The following is a 16,566-nucleotide window of genomic DNA, read 5'->3' on the forward strand; positions in this document are numbered from 1 at the left end:
GCGCATTTATGCCGCCGGCAAATAGACACGGAATTCGCAGCCATTACCCAGCTCACTAATAATTTCAACTCGTCCGGCGCATTCATCTAAAATGCGCCGGCAAATTGCCAAGCCTATTCCGGTGCCGTCGTAGTCACCCTCTTGGTATAAGCGTTCAAACACACCAAATACACCAAATACACGCTGATGATAGTGACTCGCAATGCCGATACCATTATCACGAATATAAAAACCGACCTCACCTTCAGCAGCATCATCCATGGGGCCGATTTCCACTACGGGCGGCGTTGCGTCACGACTAAATTTCACCGCGTTATCGACAAGATTCGACAATAATTTCAACAGCGGCTCCGCGCCCATATTCACAAGCCCGAGTGGCTCGCGACGCAGCTCGGTTCCGTACTGATTAATAGCTACCTGGTGCTCAAGAATCGCGCGATCAAGTTGCTCATCTATCGTAATGGGCCCCGTTGGGACAAACGATTGCGGGGCACAATACTCTTGCAGATCATCAATCATCTCGGTCATACGCTGGGTAGATGCCACCATCGTCTGCAGCCATTTTGACTCGTCGACGTCGAGACTTCCGTCTAATCGCTCACTTAGCAGCTGACCAAACACTGAAATGGACCGCAGGGGTTCTTTAATATCGTGGGCGGTTACCTTGGCATACTCTTCAAGCGCGACATTAGAGCGTTCCAAAGACGCGTGATTTTTTTCTAGTAAAGTTTTCATAACCCGGGTTTCTGCTAACTCGCGGGTACGCTGATCCACCAACGCTTCTAAATCTTTTGTCAAAGCCTCAACCTGCAGCTTTTGGCGCCGATTCTCATCAGCCTCGTCGCGAAGCTTTTGATTTAGAGCAATTAGCTGGCTATTGCTGGGGATAGCTAAAGCCTTTGGTATGAGTGGCCAGACCACGATTGCCGTGCCTACCGAGGCAATAGCGGTGACCAACTTCACTCCGCCACTCAACCAATAGGCACCATACCAAACATTGAATATATTAACTGCGTGAGTTGCCCCACAGGCGAAGATGAAAATCGCAAACATCACAAAGATGTAATTGAATTTAAGATCATCGCGCTTACGTACCAAATACACCAAGGCCAGCGGAATGGTGAAATAAGACAAGCTAATCAGTACATCACTAATAACATGAAGACGAACAAGATCTTCATTCCACAAATAGCAATGGCCATGGGGAGGCATTTCTGGCCCCAGCAATTTATTCAAAAACTCACTAGCCATAATTTAACCGAGTCCGCGCGCCCAAGCTTAATGACGCATTTTTCTTATTTGAGAAGTTAAGTACTTATTGCCCTTTATAGCAAACAAGTCTGACGCAAAGTAAGCGGGGATTTCACCTAGATACAAAATTACTCCGCAACCTCACCACCAAAGCTAAACAATAGCTTAGAAACGGATATTAGGTAGTAGCGCTAATTTTTATTCGGATGACTGCTATCCAAGTGTGGATGCTTAGCGCAGATATCCAGATAGAAATCCTGGATATTAGTTTGATCACGGACAAAATCACCACTCGGAACATACGCGGAGGACAAACTAATATTCTTTGTTGCGTAGTCCAATGCCGCGGCAACAATAGGCACGCCCGCCGAGGCGGCAATATGATAATAGCCGCCCTTCCATTTAGGTACCTTGCTGCGCGTACCTTCGGGCGAAAGAATTAATACCATTCCATCTGTTTCACGAAATAAATCAGCAAGTTGCGCCACAAAATTGTGCTGACTACTGCGATCTACCGCCACGCCACCCAACCAGCGCAACAAAGATCCTAGCGGCCCAGTAAACAATTGATGCTTACCCATAAAACGAATTTGACGCTGCAAGCCGCTGGCCACCGCCACCATCATAAAAAAATCCCAATTGCTGGTGTGCGGGGCAATAATAAGGACATATTTACCCGCGACCGGACGCTCTTCGGGCATGCGCCAGCCCCGCAACGCCAATAAGCTGTGACTCAGTGCTCGAACGGATTTGACTAGCCACGGATAACTGCAAATAGTCTTGTCCCGGCGCAGCCCGACACTCTCAGCTGGCATTGCGTGTAAACCCCATAAATGCCCCTACTAGATTAAGTTAGCCATATTAAACATTGCACAAATATAACGCAAAATCAGCTGCCTACGCTTGCCCCCACCAATTTGCTCAACTATTCTGCCTCAGTAAAGACGGCCGTCACTGGGGCCTTGGGCAGGTGAGCCCAAATCTACTTAAATAATAATGGAGTCCCACTTTTGCCTGTACCAAGCAGAAAATTGTATTTTGGCCTACTTGCTGCGTGCCTGCAGACCACCATTTTTTCGAGCGCTGCGGCAGCAGCCGAGTACCAAGTGGCCAATTTGCATACGAACCCATCCGCACTGTTATTACGAGCAGACATCAACGACACACTGCTGCAGATAGATGGCTATTTTTTTGTGGACGACAGCGACGAGCTTATTCAAGGCATTAAAAAAGCCTACGATGAAGGACGTGCGCTCCAGGGTCGATCGCGAGGGGTTTTGGTCATCCCCGGCGATGAGGCTGAACTAGTAAGGCGTCTTGAAGACATTAGTGGTGACGCCAACAGCGTCTTGGCTGGCGGTCACTTCACGTTAAACACCAACTCACCCAAATGGCATGTTATTGGCGGTTCGGAATTCCGGGGTAGCGAGCGCTTTGATTACGACGAAGACGACGCCAATCGCCTGCGTTTTGCCACCCTACTCGGGCTATTCAGTTTTGGCGAATTGCAATCCGCAATGGAAGTTTCGGTGGTGTGGTCAAACTACCTCGGGCTAAACTACCGGTTTAAAATCGACGGCCTCGAGAACACCCAATTTGGCATTAGCCCAAAGCTTCAAAATATTAGCCTGATTGAACGCAGTATTTCGATTTCTGACTACGATGAAGAAAAATTATTTGATGCCGGCCGCGATGTAGATCAAAACCTGCAGCTCAATGCTGACCTCGGTGTTAGCCACCGTATGGACAACTGGACACTCGGGCTCGCAATTAAAGATATTTACCAGCAGTCGATGCACAGCACTATCGGCACCGAGTATCAGCAGCGCAGCCAAATTAGCGCCAGCATCGACTACCACGCAAGCTGGGCCGCTTTTCGGTTCGACGCCGACCTAACGCCGCAAACTGGTTTTGGCGAAATTCCCTCTCAGCGAATTTACCAGGCAGCGACTGCCATCCCACTCAGTGAGCGCGTCGCGTTGCTGCTGGATTACCGCTGGTCGGACAATCCCTATAGCGACGACGCTCCGGGCCTAGGACTGCACTACAACTTAGGTCAGCTACTGCATATCAACGCACAGTTTAGCTACGCGGGCAGCAATGAGCTGGGCGGCAGCATCAATTTGCAACTGCCGCTTTAAACCTAATCAGACCACATCCACTGACTGAGCTTTGACGGGAATAAAACTCATCGCATGCTCAGTTAAAGCCGTGATGGTCAGTGAGGGATTTACACCGAGATTAGACGACAACATTGAACCGTCGCACACCAGCATATTGCGGTAACCGAATACACGATTCTGAATATCGATAACGCCTTCCTCAGAGTTTTTCGCCATACCAACGCCACCCATGCAATGCGCGGTGGCGGGGATATTAAATAGCACCTCGGTAATTAAGCTGCCTGCCATGCCGCCAAGTCGGCGCGCAGTGCGCAAGGCGAATTCACTCGCTTCCGGAATATGTGCTGGAATAGGCTCACCGACGGTAACCATGCGTTTTCGCCACGGCCAATACCACGCGCGGCGATATTGCATGTCGATATGGCCATCTAAGGTCTGCATGCACAGAAAAATTACCGTCTGCCGCGCTAAACCAAAAGGAATTAACGAGGTAATCGCTTGCCGCGGACTCTTTACCAACAATTTCAGCATGGTATAGATCCAAACAAAAATCCGCCGCCAGTTTGGCTTGCCACGGGTCATTGCGGTCACTAGCAGGCCCATCGCGTCAGAGCCACGCGGGTAGCGAGTCGCTTCTATATGGGTTTTATCATCGAGGTAAATTCCCGAGCCAATTGCGATGCCAACGTCCATGTCCTGATCGCCCGGCAGTCGCACACCAATCAAAGATTCGGCATTGGTACGAACTCGTCGCCCTAGCTGCTCTGAGATATTCGGCAGAGAGCCTTTGTCACGAAGCTTAAATAACAAATCTTGGGTACCCAAGGATGACGCCGCAAAGACAAGTGATCTGACCCGCCAGCGCCGTTTGTTGCGCCGCAACAGCGAAGTGCTCGACACCGTGGTAATTTCATAGCCATCTTCGCCATCGCTTTTGCCGTTAAGCGGAACAACATCAATCACCTTGGTCTCGGCAAACACCTTTGCGCCCTGTTTTTCGGCAAAATACAGATAGTTCTTATCTAAACTATTTTTAGCGTTGTAACGACAGCCCACCATACAACCGCCACAAGCGATGCAGCTATTGCGCTCCGGGCCTTCGCCATCAAAATAGGGATCGGGGTAAGGCTTGCCCGGCACAGCCCCCTCATCGCCAAAAAAAACGCCTACTTGGGTTTTGTAAAAGGTTTCGCCACAGCCCCAATCCTCAGCGGCCTCTTTTAATAAATGATCCGCAGGACCAAGAATACGATTTTCAGTCACGCCGAGCATTTTCTGCGCGCTGGCGTAGTGGGCAGGCATTTCACCTTGCCAATCTTTTAAACCTGCCCAGCTACCCTGCTGCCAAATCTCCGGCTTGGGAACAAGCAAGGTATTAGCGTAGGTAATTGACCCACCACCCACTGCATTGCCATGCAAAACCAATACATGCTTAAACCAGCGCAAGTTAAAAAAGCCTTTCATGCCTAACATAGGTCGCCACAACCAACGATGAAAATGCCAGTTTGAGCGCGGATAGGTCTCGGCACTCCAGCGCCGACCCATTTCCATAATGCCGACGCTATAGCCTTTTTGGGTCAGCCGATGCGCCGCCGTAGAGCCGCCAAATCCGGAGCCTATAACCAAATAATCAAAATCGTAATCCACGCGCTTCCCACTCTTATGTTTGTCTGCGCACACTCACAAGCAAAATAAACTAGCAAACTGAGCCCGCCGACAAATTTGACATGACATCATGTCACTTTACATCTGACAGCAGCTCATGTCAAAATCAAAATATGCCTAACACCCCCATAAAACCACGCCGTTATCGCGGCGCCAGCGGCGATCAGCGCCGTGCTGAACGCTATCAACAACTCATTGACGCCGGCCTTGCGGTGATTGGCGACGTAGGCTATCAAGCCTGCAGTGTACGCAGTATTTGCGCCGAGGCAGGTTTAACCGAACGATACTTTTACGAGTCATTTGCTAACAAAGAAGCGTTACTAGCTGAGATCTATCACGCGCAAACCGACTATTTAAAAGCCACCATGCTGGCAGCATTTGCTCACGCCGAGCGCAACAGCGAAGCCTTTGCCAATGCTGGGTTACGTGCTTTTTTTGAGACCCTGCATCAAAATCCCGCGATCGCCCGTTTGTTGTTATTTGAAATTCTCGGCGTCAGCGACACGGTCGATCGACTCTACTACGAGGCCATGGAAGAATTTGCAGTATTGATCCGCTCGCTCGCCAGCTCACTTGGACTCGCCGACATAGCGAACATGCCCAACCAAGACATTATCTATGCGGGCTTAGTGGGTGCCGTCATTCAAATTGCCCGACGCTGGGCGCTAACCGGTTATCAAGACAGTGTCGATGTGGTGGTGGCCAGCAGCCTCTTTCTCTTTGTTGCCACATCGAATTACACCGAGCGTACATACAATGCTTAGCGAAGCGCTTACTCGCGAATAATCCCCGCACCGCAGGCTTCTAACTCTGCTTTTAATTCGCGCCAATTAGGCATAGCCGCGTCCATCAAAGCGTAGAAGCGCGGACTGTGGTTAAACTCTTGCAAATGACAAAGTTCGTGCACAATTACATAATCGATACAGCCTTCACTGGCCTTTATCAAATGTGTATTAAGACAAACCCGCCCACTACTTGAGCAACTGCCCCAGCGAGAGCGCATACGCCGCAAGCGCAGTTCCGGCACCTCGGTGACCCAGGGCAATTGTGCTGAAAAATACGCCAGGCGCCGCTGAAACAATTGCTGAGCTTGCTGGCTATACCAGCGCTGCAGCGCACGACTAATGAGATCCGGCGAGGCGGCATGTACCTGCAATTCACTGCCTGTGAGCTGGATTTTTTTAGCACCGCTAACAGTTCCGCTAACAGTGCACAGCACATAACGGCGCCCTAAAAATAAATGATGTTCGCCATGGCTAAAACGTAATGCCTCTGGTCGAGGCTGCTGAAGCAATGCTTGTCTGCGCTGTACAATCCACTGGCTATTGCGAAAGATTAGACCGTCGATTTCTAGGCGTCTCGCTGCAAAAGGCGCACGCACAATAAGCCCACCCTCGGCATCCAGCTGAAGGGTCAGTTTACGGCGACGACGTCGACTGCGAATAATTGTCAGGTTTAGGGATTCACCGCCAATGCTAATTCGGCGCTGGCTTCGTTCTTCCGCACTCCGTCGCAATAAATCTTTACTCGAGGCACCCATCAACCACCTCTTCGCCGAGCACCAGCGTTAATGATAGGCGGGAAATTCACAATGAAAAATCGCGCCACCCTCGGGATTGTGCTCATGGTAAATATCCCCGCCGTGGGCTTGCATAATCGACTGGCAAACTGACAACCCAATACCCATGCCACCTTCCTTAGAACTGACAAAAGGACTGAACAGCTGCGCCTCAATTTCTGGCGCCAAACCTGCGCCACGGTCAGTAACGCTAAAGCAAACCATTGCGCCCTTGGTATAGCTTCTTACTTCCACAGGGTTCTCGCTGCCAGCATTGGCAGTAGATTCTATGGCATTACGAATCAAGTTCAAGGCCACCTGCTGCAGTTGCACTTCATCGACATGAATTGCCGCTAAATTATCGGCGCCGCAAAAAACAACCGGAATAGCATTAACGCGCGAATCAACTTCGGCCAGCGCTAAAACATCCGCTAAAACATCATTTAAAACCAATACCTCGCGACCACCGCTGGGTTTTTTCACATAACTACGCATACGCTGAATAACCGCTGCGGCGCGCTCTGCTTGAATCGCAATTTTGTTTAGCACGTCATCCATTTTTTCCCGTTTGGCTTCAGGAAGATCAGCCAAAAGGCGCTGTGCCACACGCGCATAGTTGGTGACGGCGGTCAGCGGCTGATTAACTTCATGAGCAATACCCGCCGCCATTTCGCCACCCGTGCTCAAACGTTCAATATGGGCGAGATGCTGGCGCTGGTTATCGAGTTCACCCCGCGCCGAATCGAGAGCGGCTTGGCTGGCCAACCACTCGCTAATATCCCTCAACACCAATACCGCGCCACCGTCTTTGCGCGGAGAACCACTCAAGGCAACATGCACAAGATCACCGGCGCGGGACGTCAGTTCAGCGCTTTCTTTACGCAAACTAACACCAGCCTCGCACAGCAGCGTCAATGCTTGATTCAGGCCACTATCGTCGGGAAAAAAATTTAATTGGGCAAAGACTTCGCCTACCGTATCCGCCACTGAACAGCCTGTCAGTTCGGCTGCACGCGCATTCATCGAACTAATTCGCCCGTGAACATCGAGGCCAAATATGCCCTCTTCAACGGCATTTAATATTCGCTGGTTCTCGTCTTCGAGCTCACTATTTCGGCGGGCAAGTGCACGCTCCAATCGCTGAATTTTAACGTGGGTACGCACCCGCGCCAGTACTTCGTCAGCCTGAAACGGCTTGGCGATGTAATCCACACCGCCGATGGCCAAGCCGTGAACCTTGGATTGACTGTCTGTAAGCGCAGACAAAAAGATAATGGCAATATCAGCCGTATCAGGGTCTGCTTTAAGCCGCTCACAAACCTCAAAGCCGTCCATGCCGGGCATCATGACATCCAACAAAATTAACGCTGGATGCGCACGTTTGGCGGTGTACAGCGCGGACTCACCGTCCCTTGCTGCTAACAAACGATAACCGCTACCCTCAAGCGTTTTAAATAATACTTGTAAATTAGTCGGATTATCGTCAACCAATAAGACCTGTTCACTGCCGAGCTCACGCGTCATTCAGACTTGCCTCGCCGGAGGCTTGACGAAGCAAACGCGCCAGACTATCAAAATCAAATTCATTTAAAAATTCTTCCGCTTCGGCAACAAAGCCACTGCACTCCGGCTTACTGCGGCGGAGCTGCCCCAGCAGTTCGCGGGTTCCAGTAACGTCACCCAAATCCACCGCCATGAGCAACTCCTGCAAATCGCAATCTGGAGGCGCGACCACATTCGAAGACGGCGCGGCTACTGGCTGAGTCACCTTTTCAGGCGCTACAGTCGCCGCCTGATCACCGCAGGTTTGGGCTACGATTTTTAAAAGGTCTGCTATACCAATGGGCTTGGGCAGGAAGCCATCACAACCAACTTCAATTGCCTCAGCCATCATCTCTTCATCAGTCGTCGCCGAGGCCATTACAATGGCAACGCCGGCCATATTAAGCTCTTGCTTAATAATTCGAGTCGCTTCCATGCCATCCATTTCAGGCATCCGCAAATCCATCAATACTAGCTGCGCGGTGCGCTCTCGCAATAACTCAATAACTTCAAGGCCATTTGCAGCCTCACGAATATCATCGCTGACATCCTCCAACATGCTAAGCAAAACATGGCGATTCACCGCGACGTCGTCGGCCACAATAATGGCTGGATTCTTGGCGACGGTTGCCAATATATCCGGTGCCTGCTCCTCGGTGGGTTCCATGTAGGTGTCAACGCTACTGTCTTCTGACACCGCCACGAGGGGTATATCAAAATAGAAGCAGCTACCCTTACCGAACTCACTGGTCAAGTTTAAGCTGCCGCCCATGGCTTCAACGAGGCGGCGGCAAATAGCCAAGCCTAAGCCAGTGCCTTTTCCATCCTGAGGATTTACTTGACGGAAAGGTTCAAACACATCGCGCAGCTTTTCCTCGGGGATACCCATACCGCTATCGCGAACCGAGAACATCAATTGCGCTCGTTCAACATCAACATCGAGCTTTAATTCAACCTTGCCTTTGGCGGTAAACTTCACTGCATTGTCTAGCAAATTAACCAGTACCTGACGCAGCTTCACTTCGTCGGCCTGAACTCGTCGCGGCACGTCATTGCCGACAACAACGACAAACTCCAAACCCTTGGACTTAGCCCGGTGACCAACAATATCGCTCACGCTGGACACAATCTCATTCATGTCATTAGCACGGCAGACGATATCGATATTACCGCTTTCAATTTTAGCTAGGTCCAAAACGTCATTGATTAGCGTCAGCAAATGTTTACCGCAGCTTTCTATAGCCCGCAAGTGTTCGTGACTACCACTAGGTAAACCGGCATCGCGCTGCAGCAACTGCGCATAGCCCAATACGCCATTTAAGGGTGTACGCAACTCATGACTGACACTCGACAAAAACTGGCTCTTAGCATGCAGCGCGTCTTCCGCCGCGATACGGGCATTTACCAACTCCTGCTCGATACGCTTGCGGTCAGTGACATCGGTCATAATACCCATAGCGCGAATTGGCTTGTCGTTGGCATCATTTTCTACCACATCGCCACGACTGTAGATCCAGTGATCGTTACCCAAGCGATCCTTCACGCGAAACTCAACGCTATTCCCAGTAGCCAAGCCCAGCCAGCTGTCAACCGCCGAGGCGATAATCTGCATATCATCTTCGTTGGCGATATTTTTGAACGCGCCGACGGGATAGGGTGTCGCTGGCACCCGATAGCCCAACATCCGGAAAAAACTCTCACCAACCGTCACTAAACCAGTCTGGAGGTCGAGATCCCAAAGGTGGTTTTGCGCTGCATCGAGTGCCAATTGAAAACGGCGCTCGCTCAGTTTTAACGCACGCTCAGTCTGCGTACGCTTCTCCACCATAAAGTTGGCCTCTTCGGCTAACTTTTGAAATTCAGCAAAGGGTAAACGTGTGACATCGATCGCTGTTGAACGCTTACTCGCATCGGCAAAAAATTTCTGAAAAATGATAAACCCAGCCTCGCTGCGACGCGCCAACCAACGTGCAGCTAAGGTTGAAAACACCATTAGGGCAAAAGCGATAATAACGATAAAACGCACATGCTCTTTTACACGCAATTGCAGTGCCGCCCGCTCCTGCGCCAATTTAACGTTTAATTCGTCTAAGAAGACCCCAGAGCCTAGCGTCCAACCCCAGGCATCAAAACGCCGTATATAAGAAATAACCGGTTTGTTCTCGCCACTTTTATCTAGCCAACTCAACTCGGTAAACAGGCTATTGTCTTCGCCACTGACTTGGGCGCTTTTCTGCACCACATTCGGCATTAACGCCCCAACACTCGCCGGGTCGTAGGCATTAACTAACTGTCGTCCGTCGTTGTCGACAACAAACATAATGGAATTGTCAGGGTCAATCGGCACTGCAGCGATTCGCTCAACTACTTCGCGCTTCAAGCGACTAACTTCATCGCGCAAGTAAACGCTCGCACCCATATAGAGATCGAGGGGCTTGTAGTAATAGACAAAACTAAAATTACGCTCAATGGCGCGATTAGTATCGGTGAAGCGGTACTCCAAAAAGTCGTAATTTTTGTCTTTTATAGAGGCGCTGATTTGACTAGAGAATGCTTTTAATACTTCGCGCTCGGTTATACGTTGATTGCCACGGGGGTACATTGGCGCTAGTACCGCCTTGCCGCCACCATCAAACAAAAAGAAAAACCCCTTATTGTCGAGAAAGCTCAAGGAGTTCATGGTCGCGCGCAGCCTCGCAATTTGCTCAGCACGGCTCTCACCAATATATTCTTTACGCGTAGACTCAATTAAAGAGAGGCCAACGGCGACCTGCTGACGCAAATCATTATAGAGCTGGCGATTAAGCTGAGTGCGCTTAAATTCCAGATACTCCACAGCCTTGTCCACTTCACGGCGCAATAACTCGCGGCGTGACTCTATATAACTGTCTCGCCACGCCTCACTCTGCAGTGTGTAGCGCTCGTATTCCTTGGCAATCCAGATATAACCGAGAATAGCCAAAGGAATCGCTGATAAAGCGACTAGGCTTAAGAGATATATCTGTACTAAACTGCGCTTAGTACGCATGCGCAACCCTTGTGTTGTATAGCCAATATAAGCTTGGCTTGCGATTTATTGAGGCGAAAGCTTATCCAGTCTTAGCACTTATCGCCAGTAGCATTCGTCTAAAACGTGAATACATTAATTAAGCACAGCAATAGCTTAGAATTTCATGATAGCCTAAGCTTACGACAAAACGGTAACCGCAGAGACGGAATCATGACAGTAGAAGCCACGGTATACCTCGTTGAAGATGATGACGCGGTAAGAGATTCATTACAAATGGTCCTAGAATCGGTCGGTCACAAGGTGGCCAGCTATTCACGAGCCGACGCCTTTCTTGAGGCATACAGCCCAGAGATGGCGGGCTGTATGGTACTTGATATTCGCATGCCCGGTATGAACGGCATGGAATTACAGCGTCAGCTTAATGCCCGCAACTCGATTTTGCCTATTATTTTTGTGACCGGCCATGGCGATGTACCTATGGCGGTAGACGCTATGCAGCGCGGCGCAGTAGATTTTGTGCAAAAGCCCTATCGCGAGGAAGAGCTGCTAGGCAAAATTCAGCAAGCAATTACTGCTGACGTTGAAAATCGCGCCGACCTCGAAGCTAAAGACAAGATTCGTGCAAAACTGGCCGACTTAACGCCTCGCGAGACTCAGGTTATGGAGCTGATGATCGAGGGCAAAGCCAATAAAGTGATCGCCTACGATCTTGATATTAGCCAGCGCACCGTAGAGATACACCGCGCGCGGGTGATGGAGAAGATGGGCGTACGCTCACTAGCTCATTTGGTACGCATGGTCATGGCGGCGGAAGAAAGCACCAGCTAATCGTTACCAGCAAGCAATTGGTCTATCTGCGTTAACACGGTCAGCACCCCCGTCACCGGAAGCTGCTGACCGTGAAAATACGTTTCTGCCATTGGCGTTATGCCACAGGCATTTGGCAAGCTACTTTGCTGCGCCACCAAAAAATGCATCTTTGGAATAAACACGAATTGCAGCCACTGCTGAAAATTTAGCGTGTCCACAGCAAACGGTTGTTCACTGCGCAGCGCCTCCGGCGCTGGCGCTACCGCATCCCAGCAGCCTATTTGACGAAGTTCGGCCTCAAGATCAATTAAGAGCGCCGCGACTTGATGATAATGACTCATACCACTACTCAATAATTTGCTGGTACGGCGGCATCGACGCCAACATCTTCCGGCCGTAATGACGACTCACCATGCGCCGGTCAAGAATGGTAATACGGCCCGTATCGGCCTCATTACGCAGCAAACGACCACTGGCCTGGATCAAACGCACCGCCGCATCGGGCACAGTGATATCCATAAACGGATTGCCCTTATTGCGACTGATCCACTCCGCCAAGGCTTCCTCAACCGGGTCTTCCGGCACAGCGAAAGGAATTTTTGCAATCACCACATGGGTGCAGTACTTACCGGGTAGATCCACGCCCTCAGCAAAACTCGCCAAACCAAAAATCACGCTACCCTTGCCCTCATCTAAGCACTGGCGATGACGAGTCAGTATCTCGTGTTTAGGTAAATCGTCCTGCGCGAGAATCCGCTCCAGCCAAGCCTTGGGCAAGCCTTCGCGCACGGCTCGCAGCTGCTTACGCGAAGAGAACAACACCAAACTGCCCGCATCGGCGTCTAACAAGTCCGGCAGCATCTCAATGATTGCCGCAGTATGCGCCTCGGCATTACCGGCATCGCAATCCATTGCTGGGATATAGAGTTCAGCAGCCTCCGCATGACGAAACGGGCTAGGCACTACTTCAAAGCTGGCGTCGGTATTTAAACCTGCACGCATACTAAAGCGGTCGAAGCTGCCCAGTGCAGTCAAGGTTGCGGAGGTCAATACGGCACCATAGCAACGCGACCACAAGGCTGATCTCAAGGCATTGGCCGCCAAAATTGGGCTCGCATTGAGTTCAACATCAAATAGCCCCTGGCCAGTCTCTACCAACGCCAACCAGCGCGCATTGGGCGGTTTCTCCTTGCTCGCATCGCTGGCGTAGGATCGCCACAACGCCGCTGCCGATTCCGCTCGAAACCGCGCCATCGACACCGTGGCCAACCACTGTTCATTGGCTTCACGATTGCCGCTCAGCTCATTATTGTCCATGCCCTCTTGCAAACTATCGACTATTGTCTCCGCTTGCTTAATTACCTCGCTAAAGCCCGCTAACAAACTCTTAGCGTGATCACCTAGCGCGGCTGGAACAATGCCATCAGCAAAGCGCAGACTTTTAACGCCTTGGCGCTCTTGGGCTGTTTCAAGCAGTTCTTCTAACACTGGTCGCAGCGGCAGTAATCCACGGCGCACCGCAATCATCTGGCTCAACAAGCTCTCAAGTTCACCGCGAATGCTGTTGTCCATTGCCGGCAGCGCAATCATGGTGCTTAGCGCGCGCTCAATCTGCTCCATCCAGCGTTCAGTGGCCGCCAAGCGGAAGCTGGCACTGAAGTGATTAATCACTTTATCGGGAAGATGGTGCGCCTCATCAAAGACGTATATGCATTCCTCTGGCGGCGGCAAAATTGCACCGCCACCCAAGGCTAGGTCAGCGAGCACCAGATCGTGATTAGCAACAATGACATCGGCCTGAGTCAATGATTCGCGGGCTTTAAAGAAACTACACTGCTTCACATGGCTACAGCGTCGGCCGGTGCATTGCGCGTGATCGGTGGTGACCCGCGCCCACTTGTCATCGGCAATAACCGTTTTCCAATCATCGCGATCACCCGCCCATTGGCCGGTAGCCATCTGCTGGGCAAAATCGGTATACAGCGACAAGCTCTCGGCGTCCGGGGCCGCCATATGCTCATCGATGTACAACGGTAAGACTTTGGCATCGGCACCCGACAGCAATTGATCTAGCTTAGACAGACAAATATAGCGACGACGCCCCTTCGACAAGCTAATCGAAAAATGTAAGCCGCTATTTATTAAGACATCGGGTAAATCCCGGTAAATTATCTGCTCTTGCAAGGCGACGGTCGCGGTGGAAATAACCAGCGTTTTATCGCACGCCTTGGCGATAGGCACAGCCGCGAGCGCGTATGCCAGCGTTTTACCGGTACCGGTGCCCGCTTCAACTACACAGAGGTGATCACCGCCACCGCGCTGATGCTCCTGATTGCGCTTGATACCACCAAGAGTACGGGCGATATGCGCAATCATCAGCCGCTGACCGTAGCGAGCCTTAAGTTGCTTCACATCCAGGAATTGCCGATACGCGTCTTGAATCGTCTTTTTCAGCTCATCGGTGAGCACCTATAAAGCCTCATCAACAATCCGTAGATCAACGCTACGCAATTGGTTTCTTACCGGGTTAGCGTAAATTTCCATGGCTTTACCACGGTACTCGGCGGGCATTTGACTAAAGCGCGCTTCAAAGGCAGCGTGATCAGCCGCGTTCACGGCCGGTACCTGCGACAAATTCTGCCAGCTATCGTCCTGATAGAGCCGCTGATAGGCAATGACGTTGCTAGGATGCAGGCGATATTGATCAATGATGATTTCGTCTAAGCGCGCCGCCACCGCCGCCGCATCGCTAAACTCGCCTTTTATGGGCGCGCCAAAAGCGACATGAACATTGCCCTTGTCGCCGACAATGCCTACGGCAATGCTCTTCAAGTCTTCGTGTTCAGCCTTCTGATAGGCGCCGTCTCGGGCAATATGCACCAGCTCCTGCGCCTTGGCCGCATCGAGCGGATCCCATTCGTAAGAAATAGAAACCGGCACAATATTGAGTTTATTGACGTACTCAGAAAAACTTTCGTCCGGTTTATTCTGCGCCATGCCGATCATTTTAATCACCGCCGCCTCGGTGGCATCATTCCCATCCTTGGCGCGGCCCTCACGCTGAGCTATCCAAATCGAGCTGCGCTCCTCTAAGAGAGAGAACCGGATGTAGCTCGCTAATTGCCTAAACGCCGCCAACATCTGCCGTGGGCCGCGCGCAGAACGACGCACAATAAAACTTTTATTCAACCGCATTAAGTCAGCAGCAAAGGGCTTGGAGAGCAAATTATCACCTATGGCGATGCGCACGGTATCACGCTCGTGATGATAGAGTGCGTAATTAACAAAGGCGGGATCCAGCGCAATATCACGGTGATTACTGATATATAAATAAGCATGATCAGACTCGAGCTGCTCTAAGCCAGAAACCTGAAAACTCGTGGTATGCCCCTCGATCATGGCGTCCATATAGCTTTTGACGACCCACTGAAAGTCGGCAACAGTGCTTATGCCCTTCATCTCGCGGCCTAAATACCAGCGCAGTAGCGGCCGAACCAACCACGGTAGTGCGCGATTCAATCGCGGTAAGCGCAGGCTGGCGATGATATTGAGCATTTCGGGATCGACCAATAACTTTGCCAATACCGGCGCCACTTCGTCGTCGTGGTAAGGCCGTATTTCAGCGAAGGTATCCATTGCTCGGTGCTCTCTACTATATAAAGGGGCGTACAATAAAGGATTCGGCTGCAGGCGTCATCTCCCTGCCCCGGCAAATTCCCCTCATTAGCCACAAACACCGAGGCAAACCGCTTGCCACCGCGCTGCTTGTGCCGCCAATTTTGCAAAATGCCACCAGATAGCATCCCGCCAAGCAATTTGAATTGCAAATTGCGAAACAACAAACACCACTCCAGGCAACAGCGCTCACAAAACCCCATAAAAGTTATATTATTCAAATAGATAAGAAAATATTCCCGTATTGGAATGCATGTTGCTCCTAGCTAGATAAATAGAAAGTACCTCACGCAAAAGAATTGAACGCGCTTTTACGGAGTCGACCATGACAGCACCCACACGCACAGCATTACTTCTGATCGGATTTCAAAACGATTACTTCGCCAACGACGGTATTCTGCACGCTGTCATCGAAGAGTCCTCAAGGGTCAGTGGCGTACTGAAAAACACCTTAAATTTACTCGAAGAAGCTGCCCCCCTATTCGACCTTATCGTTTCAACCCCAATCCATTTCACCGACAGCTACGGTGAGCTAGAAGAACCCGTTGGCATACTTAAAACAATCAAGGAAGTAGGTGCATTTAAGGCGGGCCATTCAGGGGCTGAAACCATACCAGAGTTCAAGCAGTACGAAGACATAATCACCGAGGTACCGGGTAAACGCGGCTTAAACGCCTTTTCCAACACCCACTTAGAAGAATTACTACGTAGCAAGGGCATCGATCACATCGTTTTGGCCGGAACCGTAACGTCAATATGCATAGACTCCACAGGGCGCCACGCTGCCGACCTCGGCTTTAAGGTCACCATACTGTCAGATTGCACGTCCAGCAGAACCATATTTGAGCAGGAGTTTTTCTGTGAAAACGTTTTTCCCCTGTACGGGGCAGTCAAAAATTCATCTACACTGATGACAGTATGAATAATATTTG

Annotated in this window: 13 protein-coding genes; 4 read left to right on the top strand and 9 right to left on the bottom strand. The window is 50.8% G+C overall.

What is annotated here, in order from left to right; translation table 11 throughout:
• Positions 1-6: 6 nt before the first annotated feature.
• Both ABD836_RS14445 and ABD836_RS14450 read right to left on the bottom strand, forming a co-directional pair.
• Positions 7-1,251: a sensor histidine kinase gene (locus ABD836_RS14445; protein ID WP_344937239.1), complete on the bottom strand. Its 1,245-nt coding sequence runs from the start codon at positions 1,249-1,251 to the stop codon at positions 7-9.
• A gap of 191 nt (positions 1,252-1,442) precedes the next feature.
• A complete protein-coding gene (locus ABD836_RS14450) occupies positions 1,443-2,066 on the bottom strand; it encodes a 1-acyl-sn-glycerol-3-phosphate acyltransferase (protein ID WP_344937241.1) in 624 nt (207 codons plus the stop codon).
• A 195-nt stretch (positions 2,067-2,261) separates the two neighbouring features.
• Between ABD836_RS14450 and traF the strand changes: the two genes are divergently transcribed.
• The gene (traF, locus tag ABD836_RS14455; RefSeq protein ID WP_344937244.1) at positions 2,262-3,392 is read left to right on the top strand and encodes a conjugal transfer protein TraF; all 1,131 of its coding nucleotides are present in this window, start codon (positions 2,262-2,264) and stop codon (positions 3,390-3,392) included.
• A 6-nt stretch (positions 3,393-3,398) separates the two neighbouring features.
• Here the strand turns inward: traF and ABD836_RS14460 are convergent, their stop codons facing one another.
• Positions 3,399-5,021 (bottom strand): GMC oxidoreductase, encoded by a 1,623-nt coding sequence (locus ABD836_RS14460; protein ID WP_344937247.1) that lies wholly within the window; start codon positions 5,019-5,021, stop codon positions 3,399-3,401.
• Between the two features lie 131 nt (positions 5,022-5,152).
• On the opposite strand from ABD836_RS14460, the gene ABD836_RS14465 reads away from it, so the two are divergent.
• Positions 5,153-5,803, top strand: a complete 651-nt coding sequence (locus ABD836_RS14465) for a TetR/AcrR family transcriptional regulator (RefSeq protein WP_344937250.1) — start codon at positions 5,153-5,155, stop codon at positions 5,801-5,803.
• Positions 5,804-5,811: 8 nt separating this feature from the next.
• Here ABD836_RS14465 and ABD836_RS14470 read toward each other — a convergent pair whose 3' ends face one another.
• The 3 genes from ABD836_RS14470 to ABD836_RS14480 are packed head-to-tail and all read right to left on the bottom strand — an operon-like array spanning position 5,812 to position 11,167.
• On the bottom strand, positions 5,812-6,579 hold the full coding sequence (locus ABD836_RS14470) for a M48 family metallopeptidase (protein WP_344937253.1): 768 nt from the start codon (positions 6,577-6,579) through the stop codon (positions 5,812-5,814).
• Positions 6,580-6,606: 27 nt separating this feature from the next.
• The gene (locus tag ABD836_RS14475) at positions 6,607-8,121 is read right to left on the bottom strand and encodes a response regulator (RefSeq protein ID WP_344937256.1); all 1,515 of its coding nucleotides are present in this window, start codon (positions 8,119-8,121) and stop codon (positions 6,607-6,609) included.
• Positions 8,111-11,167, bottom strand: a complete 3,057-nt coding sequence (locus ABD836_RS14480) for a cache domain-containing protein (RefSeq protein WP_344937258.1) — start codon at positions 11,165-11,167, stop codon at positions 8,111-8,113. The genes ABD836_RS14475 and ABD836_RS14480 overlap by 11 nt, the downstream gene beginning before the upstream one ends.
• 192 nt (positions 11,168-11,359) lie before the next feature.
• Between ABD836_RS14480 and ABD836_RS14485 the strand changes: the two genes are divergently transcribed.
• Positions 11,360-11,977: a response regulator transcription factor gene (locus tag ABD836_RS14485; protein ID WP_344937260.1), complete on the top strand. Its 618-nt coding sequence runs from the start codon at positions 11,360-11,362 to the stop codon at positions 11,975-11,977.
• Here ABD836_RS14485 and ABD836_RS14490 read toward each other — a convergent pair.
• Genes ABD836_RS14490 through ABD836_RS14500 form a run of 3 tightly spaced genes read right to left on the bottom strand, consistent with a single transcriptional unit; the run spans position 11,974 to position 15,595 of the window.
• Complete coding sequence (locus ABD836_RS14490; RefSeq protein ID WP_344937263.1) at positions 11,974-12,300, bottom strand: YqcC family protein; 327 nt, start codon at positions 12,298-12,300, stop codon at positions 11,974-11,976. The two genes, ABD836_RS14485 and ABD836_RS14490, sit on opposite strands and share 4 nt — an antisense overlap.
• Positions 12,301-12,304: 4 nt before the next feature.
• The gene (gene dinG, locus ABD836_RS14495; protein WP_344937266.1) at positions 12,305-14,428 is read right to left on the bottom strand and encodes an ATP-dependent DNA helicase DinG; all 2,124 of its coding nucleotides are present in this window, start codon (positions 14,426-14,428) and stop codon (positions 12,305-12,307) included.
• Positions 14,429-15,595: a 1-acyl-sn-glycerol-3-phosphate acyltransferase gene (locus ABD836_RS14500; protein ID WP_344937268.1), complete on the bottom strand. Its 1,167-nt coding sequence runs from the start codon at positions 15,593-15,595 to the stop codon at positions 14,429-14,431. It lies immediately after the preceding gene.
• A 364-nt stretch (positions 15,596-15,959) separates the two neighbouring features.
• Here ABD836_RS14500 and ABD836_RS14505 point away from each other — a divergent pair, with 364 nt between their 5' ends.
• Complete coding sequence (locus ABD836_RS14505) at positions 15,960-16,556, top strand: cysteine hydrolase family protein (RefSeq protein WP_344937270.1); 597 nt, start codon at positions 15,960-15,962, stop codon at positions 16,554-16,556.
• Positions 16,557-16,566 lie beyond the last annotated feature (10 nt).

This window comes from Zhongshania borealis, assembly GCF_039539625.1.
Taxonomy (GTDB): domain Bacteria; phylum Pseudomonadota; class Gammaproteobacteria; order Pseudomonadales; family Spongiibacteraceae; genus Spongiibacter; species Spongiibacter borealis.